The following is a 14145-nucleotide window of genomic DNA, read 5'->3' as shown; positions in this document are numbered from 1 at the left end:
TATGATTAAGCTTTAGCTGCTTTGTTATTCTGCAAAATCTCATAAATAGGGAACTTAACAGGATATTCCTCATTATCAATGATTGTCTGAGAAGCCTTCATCTCTTTTGTATTGATGATAAAGGGTCCCTTAAGGTTTACTGTCATCTGCTTAAGATCATGCGGAACAGTAACCGTTACAAGCACGAGCATATCCTCATCCTGCAGATCTCCGATGTCAGCTACAGCTTCCTTATCTACCATAGGCTGATAATCCGGGCAAACAAAGAGCGGATCCATAACGGGCATTGCAAATCCGGGTTCCTCTACTGACTGCAACCACTTAATAGTGTTTGTTCCCTGCTCCTCATCGTGCATAAGTGTGAATCTCTTAAGATCAGGAAAACCGATTATTCCATTTGGAAAAGAAATGATCTTACTATCTTCAATCTCAACCTCTCCAAAGATTCTAGTGTTTAATTTCATGCTGTAACCTCCATAATCCTGATAAAAAATGTTATTTATCACTATTTAATTATATACGTAAAAACGTACAATTACCATACTTATTATAATCTTGATGATATAAGAAATTCTTCATCAAATATAATTCATAAGCGATGTCTGGCTGATCTTACCTGTCGCCATAAGGCTCGCCTCATATGTCACCTGTGCGGATGTAAGCTGTGTGACCGTAGTTGCAAGATCGATATCCTCGTTCTCAGACTGAAGTGACTGGAATGTCGTTGTCTGTGTCATAAGTCTTGAATTTACAAGGTCAAGTCGCTTAGATCTTGTTCCGTTGTCGGTAACGGCTATATTTGCGGTATCGAGAGCTCCCTGGAGAGATGTTATCTTGTGCTCAAACTCTTTCTGAATACCCTCTCTCTGATAGTTATATGCCTTTTGAGCTGCTGAAAGCTCTGCGTCTATCTTATTCCATTCAGCAGATTCTTTGGCTGCACCGGACAACTTTTCTTCAAGTGTCTTAATTGTGGCCTTTATCTGTTTGAGTGTTCCGAGCATATTTGAAAGATCGTCGATATCTCTTTTTACACCTGTTGTGAAAACCGCATCTGCTGTGGTATTGACAACAACCGACTGTGCGAATCCCACGTCATAAGCGATGTCATGGGCTGCCGATCCTTTATTATAAAGTATTTTCTTACCATTGTCATCGGTATATGTACAGTTGAAGAGGTTCTGAGGTCTTATGTCTCCGCTGTCCCACTCTTTTTTATCATAGACAACATTGATCGCATTGGCGTTGATAAGTTTGGGCAGTGTTGCAAGCTTATCGGACAGCTCTTTATTCAAAAGAACTTCTCCCGTAGCCGCATTCAAATATGCCACTGAACCGGTAGGTGTAGAGTCGATCGTCTTGTAAACCTCATCAATATCTTCTTCGCTTGTAGTTGTGTAGATTATGTTTGATGAAGGTATCTCAAGTGTTGTCTCTTTATATGACGAATACACACTTCCGTTTGCTGTAACATTGATTATGTTTCTTGTGACTGTTCTGTCGACATTATTTGTGACGCTTCCGTCAGTAACAGTATATGTGCCGTCACTGTTAATTACCGCAGTTGCAATCCTTCCGTCATATTCAAGTTTCATGTTGTAAGTCTGGCCAATTGCATCAACCAAAGGAAGCTTAAAGCTGACTCTTTCACCCTGTTCATTTGTAAATGTAAGTGTTGTCTTCTGAACCGTCTCTGTCGAAGCAGTACCGGATTCGATATTGGAGCTCTGATGAGATGTATCATAAACTCCGTTCTTGTCTACAACAAACTCATATTCAGTGACGCCTTCAGTTGCCTTTATGTTATGAGATCCATCGGCGTTACTTGTGACGTTATAAACAATACCTTCACTTGTGACCGTATATGATTCACCTTTTTCAAGTCCGTCAAGCGTCGGAAGCGATACATGATGAGTTGCCCCAAGTGCTGTTGTATATGTAAGCTTTATAAGCTCTGCATTTCCGTTTACCGAACTTGTTGCGGGCTGCTTGAGATTCTCTCTCCACTTAAGTGAAGGTGCCGAGAAATCATTGTCGCCGCTTCTGTAATTCAGGTTATCGTAGGAAAGCCTTATCTTACCGACATTGTACTCAACAATATTACTCTCCTCTACGACAGCCTCTGTACTCTGTGCCAAAAGATTTGTGGACTCAAGCTTGCTCATTCCCGCCACTCTGCTTGAAGTTGAAACGTCTGTAGCGTTAAACTCATCATTTATGCCTGTGTAATCAGCAGTTGTAGTTGTAGAAAAAGTAAGCGATGTATCTGTTCTATAACCTGTAAAGATATATCTTCCGGCATAGTCCACATTACCTGTTGCATAGTATTCTTTCGAAAGAGCCTCCATCTGCGCAACAATCGTATCCAGATCGTCTACCGTAAGATCCTTGTTGGCTCCCTTTGTTGCCTGTTTAACGGCATCGGTAAGTACCGAAGTAACCGTAGACAAAGCATCTGCTGTTACATCGAGCCAGCTTTCTGCATCTTTTGCATTCTTCTCATAATATTGTGAAAGCTGAGTAACATTGCTTCTAAGGCGCAATGCTCTTATAGCGATAACAGGATCATCTGAGGGTCTTGTTATCTTCTTTCCGGTTGCAAGCATGGTGTTGAGCTGATCCTCAGTGATCTTGTTGTTATTGATATTATAAAGTGAATTATTCTGCATTATCTTATTCGTAATACGCATGGTAAAAAAGACCTCCGTATGAAGACCATCCTTAGTCAAAAACAATGCGCATCCGTGCAGCATCTCACTTTGTATATTAGTTCACTATGAATATCGGCAGGCACACCGCATTTCTTAATATCTATTAATGAAAAAAAGCTAAAGCCGGCCTGCTTTAGCTTTTTTATTATTCTTAAACTCCTGTCTGGAGTATCAGTCTGTCATAGATCTCTGTAAGCGTCTGTATCATCTTAGACGAGAGATTGTAGGCATTCTGAAACTTAACGAGGTTTGCTGCTTCCTCGTCTTCATCTACTCCGGAATCGGAATTTCTCTGTTTATCGATAGTCGTTTCGAGAGCAGTGTAGGTTTTTTCAAGAGTTCCCGAATTGCTGGTATTGAGCGCTACATCGGCAAGAACTTTTGTAAGGAACTCTCCTGATGTGGCTCCCCTGAATATCTTTGCCGTGTTGAACATATCTCTTAATTTCGTGAGGTTTCCAAATTCTGATTCACCCTCAGTAACGTCGGCTCTTGTCGCAAGTCTGCCTGCATCCTTAAGGAGAACACCATTCACCTCAAAATTGCCTCCGCGAAGCATGTAATATCCCTTATTCTCAGATTTTTCCGTAAGCTGATCGTATGAATACTGTGCTGCCGAATTCATATCGATTCCTCCGGTAAGAAGGAATTGTCCGGGTTTCTCATCGGAATCTGAAGGATAACCCGTGGTCATTATCCCATTTACAGCCGATGAAAACTGTCTTATCCACTCATTCATCTGAGAGAGATAATAAGGAATTCCCTGATAGTCGTTAAATTTGCCAACAGACACTTTTCTGTGCGCTTCAGGCATGCTCTTTAGCGTGTCACCGTCTATTGTAAATGTATATGTATCTTTTCCGTCATATTCCCAACTGTCGTATCTGTAATCCTGATCTCCGATATGAATCGCGCCCTCAATGGGAAGCGTGCACTTAGTCATATCCATAAGGTTCTTGTCGGTAACTTTTACGGTCACCTTGACGGGACGCGACTCGCCGTCAACAACCGTGCAGTCTCCGTTGAAGTAATGGCCGTTATTTCCGTCTCTTACCGCAAGAAGTCCCTGAAGCTCTCCGCCGATAAGCATTGAATCAATTGCAAAATCAGAAAGTTCCGCTATGTTGTCTCCATCCTTATAGCTTGCACTTCCCCACTTAATATCATAAAGTCCGTCAATATCATTCTGGTTCGTAGATCCGTCCGACGGTCTCGAAACACAGACCATCTGTCTGAATTCGTAAGTATCAACGAGTTCATATCCGCCGGCAACCCAGACCTGGTAACGTGTTGCGCCCGTTTCTCTGTCAGGCTGTGTATCATCGACGATAGCTGTTTCTTTTACTTCTACCGATACCAATTTGGAAAGATCGTCTATAAGAACATCTCTTTTATCCCTGAGTTCGTTTGCGGTCGTTCCCGTCATCTCGATTACGTTGATCTGCTTGTTGATGGAAGCAACTTCCTGAGCTATCGATGTGATTCTGTCAGCACAGAGTTTGATTTCAGCATTTACGTCAGCCTGTGCACCCTGAAGGTTATTATATGCATTGTTAAAGTACTCGGTGATACTCTGCATTTGTGATATAAATGTACTCTTTGACTCTGTCGTTCCCGCTGCAGTCATTACCGACTGAAGAGAAGCACTCATCTTGGTAAAAAGAGATGAGAAGCCGGTCGTTCCGTTGTCATCAAGGTACTGCTCGATAAGCTTGTTGTAATAGTTCTTCTGGCTCACATTTCCAAGGAGCTGTTCGTTATTTCTGAACTTAACGTCATAGAAACTGTCGCGGATTCTTTCAATCGCTATAGTATCAACACCTGCACCTGCACAGCCATACTTTGCAAATACCCTGATAGCATCTGAAGCTTCCTGTTTAACCTTCTGCCTGCTGTATCCATCGGTATTTACATTAGATATGTTGTTTGCTGTTGTGTTAAGTGCTGCATTTGCGGCTCTTAGTCCGGATGCTGCAATATTAAGTCCAAAAAATGTCGATGTCATAATCTCTTCCCTCCGACATATTTACCATGTGTGCCAAAATTACCGTCAAAGTCACGATCCAAGTGTTGATACCAGGTGTTCAAGCATCTCACTTACTACGTTTATGTATCTGCTTGATGCGTTGTATGCGTTCTGAAACTGGATCATAAATTCAAGTTCCTCATCACTTGATACGCCGACGATCTGCTCTCTTGCGGCAGATATAGATGAAACGGTCTGCTCCTGAGCTTCCGCAACGCTTTTAAGCTTATCTCCCGTGTTGGCTATCTGTGAAACAAGGCTATTGTAATACGACAGGATGTCATTTCTTGTATAAACATTTGGATTTAAAGTATAATCCGATTTTGTAAAAGCTTCTTTTAAAGCCGTAACAGTTGCTGTATCTTCGTTTCCCTCAACTGTTCTGTATGTGAATGTCGTGGGATCCGTCAAAAGAATCGGATTAACCTGTGCATTCTTTATAGTAAATCCTGTCTTTATACTTCCTGCAGGATGCTTGTCATCTATCTTGTAGGCCAATGCATCTTCTTCGTTTGATACTATGAACATCGTGTAATCCGAAGCTCTTCCGAGTGAATTGTCCATCGTGGCCGGATTACTCTCCGCATCTTCCATGACTTTATTGATCGCAGTCATAACATTGTGTATCAGCTGATCGAATTCCGCTTCTACATTCATAATGACCGACTGTGAAATATTGCTTTTATAATAATCTGTGCTCTCTACAATGTCGTGATAAGACGCATGGTGGTCTCCTCTTGCAAGAAGAACCGCTTTGAGCTTACCTATATCGGTATCTGTGGCTGTGGACACCGGCTGAGTCAGGTCAAAAAGATGTGCTCCCTCGATTGAAGTAACAATTTCTTTTCCCTCTCTGTCATATTCCTTGACCGCAGCATACTCCCAATAAGGTGTGGCATATCCCACGCTGCTCTCGAGCTTAACATCGATTCCTATATGATTTACATGATCGGTGGTTATGAAACTCGATCCTTCAAAAAGAACCGATACATTACCGAAAATGTCTTCCGAATAATCTATTTTTCCATATTGACCGAGTTTATCGAGAAGATTGTTTCTTGTATCTCTAAGGTCATTTGCCTTTTCTTCTCTTCCGGATTCAATATTTACAATCTCTTCATTTAAAGCCCTAATCTTATCGCCAATATCATTTATATTTTTAACTATGTCGGAAACAGAGGCATCCAGGTTGTCCTGATATGAAACAAAGCCGTCATACACGCTCTTTGCTTTTGTCAGAAACTCATTTGCCCTCGTCACAAGCGCACTCTGCGTAACCGCTGATGTAGGATCCTTGGCAAGTTCCTGCACGGATGTCCACAGATTATTTAAAGATTCACTGAACTCTGTTCCGTTCATCTCCTGAAGCTGATCTTCTATCTCTTCAAGAGCTTTCTGAGAAATATCATAATATGAGTATCTTCCCGATTCTTTTCTGTAAGCTTTGTCAAGGAAAACATCCCTTACCTGCTTACAATTATTATATTCAACGCCTGTTCCTATCTGCTTCCAGGCAATACATTCATTTCTCTTCTCAAGAGTCTGATATGCCCTTGTTCCCTGTGATATCTGCTGTCTTGTATATCCTTCGGTATCAAGGTTTGCCATATTGTGTGCAGTTGTATTAAGTGCGTTCTGCGATGTCTGCAACCCTGATGTGCCGACATATAAGTTCGCCATGAGGGACATATATCTTTCCTCCTGATCTTTATAGGTCTTTTAATGCATTTTTTTGCACAAAAAAGACACTACAGTTTTTCATTTAGTTACCAAAGGGGGTTATCTACATGCATCTGTACCACTTTCATGCTCATGTGATACATTACTGCTTTGCATCAAACCCGCCCGATGTGTAACCAAGACATTCACCTGTAGTGCCTAAAGCTCTTGAATAATTTGCTGTTTCCGGAGCTCTTTTTGAGGCCTGGATGATATTCATCTCGAATTGGACCATCTCAAGTGAACTGCGCAGCAGCTCCTGATTCTGTCCGTTTACACGTCTGACATCTCCTGCAACACCAACGAGCCTATCGCGTTGCACTGCCAGGTTTTTCTGATCGACAGGTCTTTTTTCCAATACTTCGATCAGATCGGTCAGTTTCAATGAATTAACATCCTTGTTAAGTACGTTTGCGATATCCTTCATTGCCTCTTCGCGCTTTTTCTCAAGAGACTGGATATTACCTATTACGCACTGCTCCTCATCCGTGATTTTCGCAAGTGCCTCAAGATTTCCTTCGATTATTATGGAAGTCTTTTGGCTAGATAACCCCAGTAAATTTTCGTACATTGTACACTCCTGCTCGAGCACGTCGACCAGATTTTCCATTAAGCTTGCCACCGGAATCATCCTCCTGGATTATTTGTATTTAATTATAACAAGCCATTTGCTTCTTCAAATTTAGCGAGTAATTTGTCAGCAAATGCTTCTCCGCTTACATCATAAGTGCCGTTCTTTACAGCAGCCTTAAGCGAAGCAACCAGATCTTCTCTGACATCAGGAGTAGCCTTAACAGCCTGCTTAGCAACCTGAATATCTTTTCCTATAGAAGAAAACGAAACAGTATCTCTTACATCGCTTGTCTTCTTAGTCTGCTGAGTCTTGTTTACTTTGTTGTTTGAGTAGATCTGCTGAACTTGATTGTACGCTTCTATACGCATATCTTTTCCTCCTTCCTTGGAGCATTTTGTACTTCTTACTACATTTATCGGAAGAAGTTTCCATAACTTTAGTTCTGAGTAAAAAATAATTTTCCCACGGAATTTTTGTAAGTTATGGTTCAAACGCCCAAGGTATGCACCCTTTTTCACCCTACATTAATTTTATCGGACATATTACGCAAAACTTTAGATTAATTTTATAAAAAAGATCAAAAAACTTCAATTAAATTGCCGAGAGCGAAATAACCATCTCCGCCGTCTCTTTTAGATTGGTTCCCGAGTCCATTGCGCACTTCTGGAGGTATCTGTGCGCTTCCGGCTCTGTCATATGGTGCCTGTCCATCAGAATCTCTTTTGCCTGATTTATTATCTTCTTGTCCTCATCGGACCTGCCCTCTTTCTTTGCCTTCTCTTTTGCCTTTTTTCTACTTCTTGTAACGCCTTCAAGCATGAGTTCAAGGGTGGAAAAAAGATCCGACTTCTTGAGCGGAGTCGGCAGATATACCAGTTTATCTCCGCAATTATCAAGTGGAGCCTTGTCAGGCGATGCTATCATCAGCATCTGAAAGAACTTGGGAAGATCAACGGCAAGCTCCGAATAGAGCATGTCACTTAAGCGGTAGCCACTGATAACGACTCCGCTCCCCAAATCTTCCATAGCAGAAAGAGCCTGCGCTCCCGAAGTGCAGGTAACCATTCCGTCATATCCGCCACGGCTTAATATGCTTTTGAAATTTTGCGCATCTTCCGATTTCGCAAACACAATAATAATATTCACAAATAAGCCTCAAGTTTCCATAAATTAATATTTTTACGAACCCAAAATCTATTATCAGAAGATGTTGAGGTATCTTCCGATCTCCCACTGGGTTACGCATGTGCGAAAATCTTTCCACTCTTTGCGTTTTGCATCAAGCATTTTATTAAATATGGAATTGCCGAGAACTTCTTTTACAAATTCATCATCCTGGTAAGCGTCAATGGCTTCACCGAGTGTCATAGGAAGTGTCTCAAGTCCGCTCTCTCTGAGATCGTCATAGGTCGCGTTCTTGAGATTATCACCAAGTTCCTCGGGAGGAGTCATCTTCTTTTCTATACCATCCATACCCGCTGCAAGAATAAGCGCGATCGCAAGGTAAGGATTACATGTAGAATCGGGATTTCTGAGCTCGATTCTTGTATCCTGTCCGCGCTTTGAAGGTATTCTGATAAGAGCGCTTCTGTTGGCGCCGGAAGAAGACCATGAAATATTGACGGGAGCATCGTATCCCGGAACAAGTCTCTTATATGAATTGACGATAGGATTGGTAACAAGTGTCATTGCCTTAACATGGCTGAGAACTCCTGCAATAAAGTATTTGGCTGTATCCGAAAGCCCACCGTTGTCATCTACAAATATGTTATTGCCGTTCTTGTCATGCGCAATGATATTTATATGCATGCCCGATCCGCTGATTCCCTCTGTAGGCTTGGGCATAAAGGTAGCGTAAAGGCCATGCTTCTTGGCGATTGTCTTAACTGCCATTCTGAAAGTCATGATCATATCTGCTGTTCGCTCTGCATCCTCTTCTCTAAAGTCGATTTCATGCTGTGCCGGCGCAATCTCATGATGCGAAGATGAGATATCAAAACCAAGTTCTTCCAGGTTAAGGATGATGTCTCTTCTTACGTTCTCACCCTGATCTGCGGGAGCAACGTCGAAATATCCGCCTTTTTCATGTGTCTTGTTTGTCGGTCTTCCCTCATCGTCATAATCAAATAAGAAGAATTCCGGCTCAGGATTGAGTTTAAAGTTAAGCCCCATTTTCTCAGCTTTTTTTACCACTTCATGAAGAACATTTCGGGAATCTCCCATGAAAGGTTTTCCGTCAACCGTATAGACATTGCAGAACATCCTCGCAACCTTGCCCGCCTGCGGTCTCCATGGATATATCTCAAAGCTGTCAAAATCGGGATATAAGTACATATCACTCTCGTCACTTCTGACAAATCCTTCAACCGATACGCCATCAAACATGCACTCGTTATTAAGCGCGCATTCAAGCTGACTTGCAGCAATGGCGATGTTTTTTGGAATTCCGAAGATATCACAGAACTGAAGCCTTATAAAAGCTACGTCCTCTTCCTCAACGATACGGAAAATGTCTTCTTTGGTATATTTGCTCATATTGTCCTCCATTATAAAAAGGGCACCTCAAACAGCGAGCTCTCCTGCTCGTGTTAAAGGCGCCCTTGCCGTTCACATTTACTTCCTATATATTAATATTCTTTGGTTTGATGTGTCAATCGATTATTTTGAACCAAAACTATCGCATCCGATATCTGCCTGTTATCTTAATTTTATTATATATTTGTACGATTTCCCTAATATAAGCCTGCGTCCTTACCGATATATATTGTGAAATATCCACGCGCCGGTGTAATAACGGCACGCGGCATATTGAGCTACGGAAAGCATGGATCTTCAAGGAGGATTGTTAATCTTCAGCTTTGGAGGTTCACTTTTTTTGCGCAAAAAGCATGAACCTTCAGGCTAACAAACGGAGGGAAAGAACCATGAAAATTGCACAAAGTAACGTAAACCTGATGTCGAGTTCGTCATACAGTGAAGGGCATTCTGTGAGTGTGTCAATAAGCACTGTTCCACGCGGAAGTTTCAGCGACAGCCTTGAATCTCAGAAACAGAAAGTTACATCTGATGATTTTTCGACATCCACCGGCGAATTTGCCTTGGGAAGTGAAAACTACAACTCGCTGAAGCCTTCAATGACGAGAAGCCTGAACACAACAACCGGCTCTCTTGAAGATCAGCTGATGGCCATAAGGACTTCACTTCTCGAACGGATTCTCCGCTTCATGAGGATTCTTGGCGGCGATGATATGAGTGAAAGCTTCGGTCAATCATTAGATAATATGTCGGGAATGATCGGAGCCGGCGGATTTATGTCCGTAACGACCGTGACCGAGAGCCATTTTGAAGAAGAGGCTGTATCCTTTGAAGGCACGGGAACCGCTCTTACAGAAGACGGCCGAAGTATTGATTTTGGAGTTAAATTCTCCATGTCATCAAGGTTTGTACACGAATCCGGCATAAGCATCGCAAGCCCCAAAAACTTCCTGGATCCGCTTACGATCAATGTCGGCAGCGAAGTAACATCAATAAGCGATCAGACCTTCTTCTTTGACATTAACTGCGACGGAAAAGAGGATAAAATTTCGAATCTGTCAAAAGGTACAGGTTTCCTTGCCCTTGATAAAAATGGCGACAGGCATATAAACGACGGCTCGGAACTTTTCGGCACAAAAAGTGGAAACGGCTTCAAAGACCTGTCCGCATATGATCATGACGGAAACGGTTGGATTGATGAAAACGACGATGTATACAACGCTCTCAAAGTCTGGATTCGTAACGAAGACGGTACCGATACGCTTCTTTCGTTAAAAGAAGCCGATGTCGGTGCAATTTATCTTGGAAGTGCCGTAACAGACTACAGCTTACGGGACAGTTCTTTTAACACAGCTGCAAAGCTGCGCGCAAGCGGTGTATTCCTAAAAGAAAGCGGAGGCGTGGGAGTCGTCCAGCAGATTGATATGGCGACTCACGATGCTGACATAGAAAATCGTTCCATTTCATAAAATTTGAGAAAAAAAGAGTCCATGACCTATTTGCGAAATCTCTTCCGGTTAGGTCATGGATTTTTTATAATTTTCTTCTCTATAATCCTACTCACGATTGAAGTGCACCATTATCCGAAGTGTGCACATCTCGTTCTCTCTTTCCGTCCACTTCTCCGCTTAGGAAGTGGCGTCTGCACAGCGATACATAAGATTCGTTCCCTCCAACCATGACCTGCTCTCCTGTGCGGACAATCTTGCCGTTACTGACTCTGGCATTGAAATGTGCGCGACGTCCGCACCAGCACACGGTCGGAACTTCTTCAATATAGTTTGCTATTTCCATAAGTCTCTTGGATCCCGGGAAAAGATGACTTGTAAAGTCGGTACGAAGTCCGTAGCAAATAACAGGAAGATCGTATCTATCAACAACTTCCGCAAGAATATCCACCTGTTCTTCAGTAAGAAACTGCGCTTCGTCAACAATCACGCAGTCAAGCTCTTTCCAGCCTTCCGCTTTTCCCGTAAACCACTCATTTTTTACTTCATCAATGAATTCTTCTACAAATGTCGCCTCAGCGCTAAGCCCCATTCTGGACTTGACGATTTTTTCTCCGTCCCTGTCATCGGTCTTAGGCTTTAGCAAAATACATTTTTGCCCCTTCTCGATGTAGTTGTACTGCACCATCAGCGCATTGGCTGTCTTTGAGCTCCCCATTGCCCCGTATCTGAAATATAACTTTCCCATACCTTCTCCCGTGTCTATGTATAATTGCGCTATGCCTTTGTATCACGCTTTTTTAGCTTTTATGCGCATCAGTTTTGTTTCTCATTTGAGTTGATAAGAACAAGTTTGTTGTAAGGAATCTCGATTCCCGCTTTTGCAAATCTCTTCATTATCTCTACAAGACAGTCAGAGCATGCCTTCGGGTTATCCTTGAAATCTTCCGTCTCAACGAGTGCCCTTAATGTGACGCCGCTATCATCGCAGCTCTTACACAAAACCGTCGGTCTTCCTCCATGATGCACCGGATGCTCAACAATAACGTCAGCCATGATATCCATAGCCTTCTGCATATCCGTTCCATACGCCACAGAAATCACTATCGGAAAAGAAAACGATTCTTCCTGAGTGTAATTGATGATAGTCGCCGAACCAACTGTAGAATTGGGAATGTAAATAATCTCGTTCTGATAAGTCTTGATAACCGTGTGTCTCAACGTGATGTTCTCAACATAACCGGGATCGATAGAGTCAATCTTAATCCTGTCTCCGACATCAAAGGGTCTGGATCTCGATGCCGAAATCGCAATACCTGCAAATACATTGGCAAGTGTTGACTGGGCTGCAAGACCGAGGACAGCGGCAATAAGTGCGGATGATGTAGCGACACCTCTCCAGATCTTGGAAAATGCCGGCACATTTCCAATAACAGTTGTTAGAGCAAGTCCCCATATGACCGTAGTTATAATACCTCTCAAAAAAATAAGATGAATTTTACCGCGAAGTCTTTCCTTACTGATATATTTATTGAGTAAAAGATTTATGACATAAGCGCATAGGATCGGCAAAACATACTTTGAACCGTATTCAAGTATTTCCATCACCCATTTAAACTCGTCTTCTTTCCCCTGCCCAACAAACTCTAAAACAGACTCAAGCATCTTCATCATCCATCTCCTCAAATGCGATCATAGAATCGATAATGTCTTCAAAGTCCTCTCGCAGTTCTTCAAGAGTGTCACCTTCATATGTATAGGTTTTTCCGTCGATTACAACTTCACCTGTATAGTAATCGCAGTTTTTGTCGTAATTAACGGTACCTGTATATCCTTCATATTCAAATTCTTTTTCCATTTATTATTCGTCTCTTTCTTTTTTCTTAGCAAATTACTATAAGCATTGTAAATCATTCATAGCCGAATTTAAAGAATATCATGGAAAAATCGTGATTTCGAACATGCTTGCCTTCATTAAGTCATAAGTACCGATTTTACTCATGAGAAAGTTTTTTGCAAAGTATGCTTGACATTTTATGCAAAGTAGACTATGCTAAATATGCAAAGCGAGCTTGGCAAAAAGTAATGAGGTATCAATGAAGAACAAAATAAAAGAATTGCGAAAAGCAAATAAGCTATCACAATCAGAACTTGCCGACATTGTCGGAACAACCAGACAGACAATTACTTCCATTGAAGTTGGCAAATACACTGCTTCATTGGGACTGGCATATAAGATAGCGCACCATTTTAACATGACAATTGAAGAAGTATTTGATTTCAGCAGCTTGGAGGATGAAAACTTATGACTAACACCGGAAAAGAAAGAATCAAAGCATCAATAAAGAAAAAAATCACTGCATATGCATTAGTGGCATTTTTAAGTAGCGCTTTACTCATTATTTCCCAAAGACCATCTATAGCTTCGCTTTATGCAAAATCAGGGCATGCTGATTTTATGCAGGGTTTTGTGGTCGGAATGGTTATCGCCATAGAAATAGTATGCGTTTATCAGATTTCTAAATATATAAATGCTCTTAAAGATGAAAAAAAGCTTATTAGAATCTACAATGAGCTCAACGATGAACGTTTATGTCAGATTGAATCATTATCCGGCAAATCCGCAGTTGAATTTACCGCAATTGTTCTTCTGATCCTTGCGCTTATTGTAAGCTTCATAAGCTTCGAAGCTACAATCGCATTTTTAGCTGCATTAACTATTCTTTTTATCACAAAGAAATCATGCTCAATTTACTATACAAGAACTTATTCAGGCGAATAAAATAGTTGTTCGCACATCGAGTAGAAGGCGGTGACTAACCGCCGTCCTCTCACAGCACCGTACGTACCGTTCGGTATACGGCGCTTTCAATAGTTGACGTGCACAGACTGATAGGCTGTGGCTAAATCAAAGAAGCCACTGTTTATCAGTCTTTCTTTATTTAACGCCCAAATCACAGCCTTATTGTTACTAACGTACCAATACTTCCTGCGACTGTTCGCAATAGTTGCCGCATAGTGTTCTGGAATTCCGAGCTTTACGAGATTTCTAAATTTAGTCCTCGGTAGTTTCCATTGCTTCCATATACACATGCGAATTCTGTGATAGAGCCATCCGTTGATGTCATCTAT

14 protein-coding genes and 1 pseudogene are annotated in these 14145 nt (G+C 41.7%); 3 read left to right on the top strand and 12 right to left on the bottom strand.

Features of this window, described 5'->3' with window-relative positions:
• Positions 1-5 precede the first annotated feature (5 nt).
• The 8 genes from fliW to glnA all read right to left on the bottom strand — a co-directional run bounded on the left by fliW (position 6) and on the right by glnA (position 9565).
• Positions 6-464 carry a flagellar assembly protein FliW gene (fliW, locus tag DL92_RS0112800; RefSeq protein WP_026656709.1) on the bottom strand — a complete coding sequence of 153 codons (459 nt, stop codon included), beginning with the start codon at positions 462-464 and terminating at the stop codon, positions 6-8.
• Between the two features lie 114 nt (positions 465-578).
• Positions 579-2690 carry a flagellin N-terminal helical domain-containing protein gene (locus tag DL92_RS20380; protein ID WP_051594236.1) on the bottom strand — a complete coding sequence of 704 codons (2112 nt, stop codon included), beginning with the start codon at positions 2688-2690 and terminating at the stop codon, positions 579-581.
• A 172-nt stretch (positions 2691-2862) separates the two neighbouring features.
• On the bottom strand, positions 2863-4716 hold the full coding sequence (locus tag DL92_RS20375) for a flagellar hook-associated protein FlgK (protein WP_026656708.1): 1854 nt from the start codon (positions 4714-4716) through the stop codon (positions 2863-2865).
• Positions 4717-4767: 51 nt separating this feature from the next.
• Positions 4768-6426 (bottom strand): flagellar hook-associated protein FlgK, encoded by a 1659-nt coding sequence (gene flgK / locus DL92_RS0112785; RefSeq protein WP_026667933.1) that lies wholly within the window; start codon positions 6424-6426, stop codon positions 4768-4770.
• A 133-nt stretch (positions 6427-6559) separates the two neighbouring features.
• A complete protein-coding gene (locus DL92_RS0112780) occupies positions 6560-7087 on the bottom strand; it encodes a flagellar protein FlgN (protein ID WP_242845862.1) in 528 nt (175 codons plus the stop codon).
• A 23-nt stretch (positions 7088-7110) separates the two neighbouring features.
• Complete coding sequence (gene flgM / locus DL92_RS0112775; RefSeq protein ID WP_026656705.1) at positions 7111-7398, bottom strand: flagellar biosynthesis anti-sigma factor FlgM; 288 nt, start codon at positions 7396-7398, stop codon at positions 7111-7113.
• A 223-nt stretch (positions 7399-7621) separates the two neighbouring features.
• The gene (locus tag DL92_RS0112770; RefSeq protein WP_026656703.1) at positions 7622-8176 is read right to left on the bottom strand and encodes an ANTAR domain-containing response regulator; all 555 of its coding nucleotides are present in this window, start codon (positions 8174-8176) and stop codon (positions 7622-7624) included.
• A gap of 54 nt (positions 8177-8230) precedes the next feature.
• Positions 8231-9565: a type I glutamate--ammonia ligase gene (gene glnA, locus DL92_RS0112765; RefSeq protein WP_026667931.1), complete on the bottom strand. Its 1335-nt coding sequence runs from the start codon at positions 9563-9565 to the stop codon at positions 8231-8233.
• Positions 9566-9954: 389 nt separating this feature from the next.
• Here glnA and DL92_RS20370 point away from each other — a divergent pair, with 389 nt between their 5' ends.
• Positions 9955-11034 carry a hypothetical protein gene (locus tag DL92_RS20370; protein ID WP_051625342.1) on the top strand — a complete coding sequence of 360 codons (1080 nt, stop codon included), beginning with the start codon at positions 9955-9957 and terminating at the stop codon, positions 11032-11034.
• Positions 11035-11125: 91 nt separating this feature from the next.
• Here DL92_RS20370 and DL92_RS0112755 read toward each other — a convergent pair whose 3' ends face one another.
• From DL92_RS0112755 to DL92_RS19290, 3 genes are all read right to left on the bottom strand, one after another.
• On the bottom strand, positions 11126-11761 hold the full coding sequence (locus tag DL92_RS0112755; protein WP_026667930.1) for a thymidine kinase: 636 nt from the start codon (positions 11759-11761) through the stop codon (positions 11126-11128).
• Between the two features lie 68 nt (positions 11762-11829).
• Positions 11830-12684: a mechanosensitive ion channel family protein gene (locus DL92_RS0112750; RefSeq protein ID WP_026667929.1), complete on the bottom strand. Its 855-nt coding sequence runs from the start codon at positions 12682-12684 to the stop codon at positions 11830-11832.
• Positions 12671-12871 (bottom strand): hypothetical protein, encoded by a 201-nt coding sequence (locus tag DL92_RS19290; RefSeq protein ID WP_034462158.1) that lies wholly within the window; start codon positions 12869-12871, stop codon positions 12671-12673. The genes DL92_RS0112750 and DL92_RS19290 overlap by 14 nt, the downstream gene beginning before the upstream one ends.
• 238 nt (positions 12872-13109) lie before the next feature.
• Here DL92_RS19290 and DL92_RS0112740 point away from each other — a divergent pair, with 238 nt between their 5' ends.
• Positions 13110-13322 (top strand): helix-turn-helix transcriptional regulator, encoded by a 213-nt coding sequence (locus DL92_RS0112740; protein WP_026656699.1) that lies wholly within the window; start codon positions 13110-13112, stop codon positions 13320-13322.
• The gene (locus DL92_RS0112735; protein ID WP_026656698.1) at positions 13319-13795 is read left to right on the top strand and encodes a hypothetical protein; all 477 of its coding nucleotides are present in this window, start codon (positions 13319-13321) and stop codon (positions 13793-13795) included. Before DL92_RS0112740 ends, DL92_RS0112735 begins: the two co-directional genes overlap by 4 nt.
• 86 nt (positions 13796-13881) lie before the next feature.
• On the opposite strand, the pseudogene DL92_RS0112730 reads toward DL92_RS0112735, so the two are convergent.
• A pseudogene (locus tag DL92_RS0112730) lies at positions 13882-14145 on the bottom strand (group II intron reverse transcriptase/maturase); the annotation flags it as partial.

Source organism: Butyrivibrio sp. AE2005, assembly GCF_000686965.1.
In the GTDB taxonomy this organism is placed as follows: domain Bacteria; phylum Bacillota; class Clostridia; order Lachnospirales; family Lachnospiraceae; genus Butyrivibrio; species Butyrivibrio hungatei_A.
This window is presented reverse-complemented; position numbering and strand designations above follow the sequence as displayed.

Coding starts and splice junctions, on each gene's coding strand:
- fliW (WP_026656709.1), bottom strand. CDS start 464: ATGAAATTAAACACTAGAATCTTTGGAGAGGTTGAGATTGAAGATAGT.
- DL92_RS20380 (WP_051594236.1), bottom strand. CDS start 2,690: ATGCGTATTACGAATAAGATAATGCAGAATAATTCACTTTATAATATC.
- DL92_RS20375 (WP_026656708.1), bottom strand. CDS start 4,716: ATGACATCGACATTTTTTGGACTTAATATTGCAGCATCCGGACTAAGA.
- flgK (WP_026667933.1), bottom strand. CDS start 6,426: ATGTCCCTCATGGCGAACTTATATGTCGGCACATCAGGGTTGCAGACA.
- DL92_RS0112780 (WP_242845862.1), bottom strand. CDS start 7,087: ATGATTCCGGTGGCAAGCTTAATGGAAAATCTGGTCGACGTGCTCGAG.
- flgM (WP_026656705.1), bottom strand. CDS start 7,398: ATGCGTATAGAAGCGTACAATCAAGTTCAGCAGATCTACTCAAACAAC.
- glnA (WP_026667931.1), bottom strand. CDS start 9,565: ATGAGCAAATATACCAAAGAAGACATTTTCCGTATCGTTGAGGAAGAG.
- DL92_RS20370 (WP_051625342.1), top strand. CDS start 9,955: ATGAAAATTGCACAAAGTAACGTAAACCTGATGTCGAGTTCGTCATAC.
- DL92_RS0112755 (WP_026667930.1), bottom strand. CDS start 11,761: ATGGGAAAGTTATATTTCAGATACGGGGCAATGGGGAGCTCAAAGACA.
- DL92_RS0112750 (WP_026667929.1), bottom strand. CDS start 12,684: ATGAAGATGCTTGAGTCTGTTTTAGAGTTTGTTGGGCAGGGGAAAGAA.
- DL92_RS19290 (WP_034462158.1), bottom strand. CDS start 12,871: ATGGAAAAAGAATTTGAATATGAAGGATATACAGGTACCGTTAATTAC.
- DL92_RS0112740 (WP_026656699.1), top strand. CDS start 13,110: ATGAAGAACAAAATAAAAGAATTGCGAAAAGCAAATAAGCTATCACAA.
- DL92_RS0112735 (WP_026656698.1), top strand. CDS start 13,319: ATGACTAACACCGGAAAAGAAAGAATCAAAGCATCAATAAAGAAAAAA.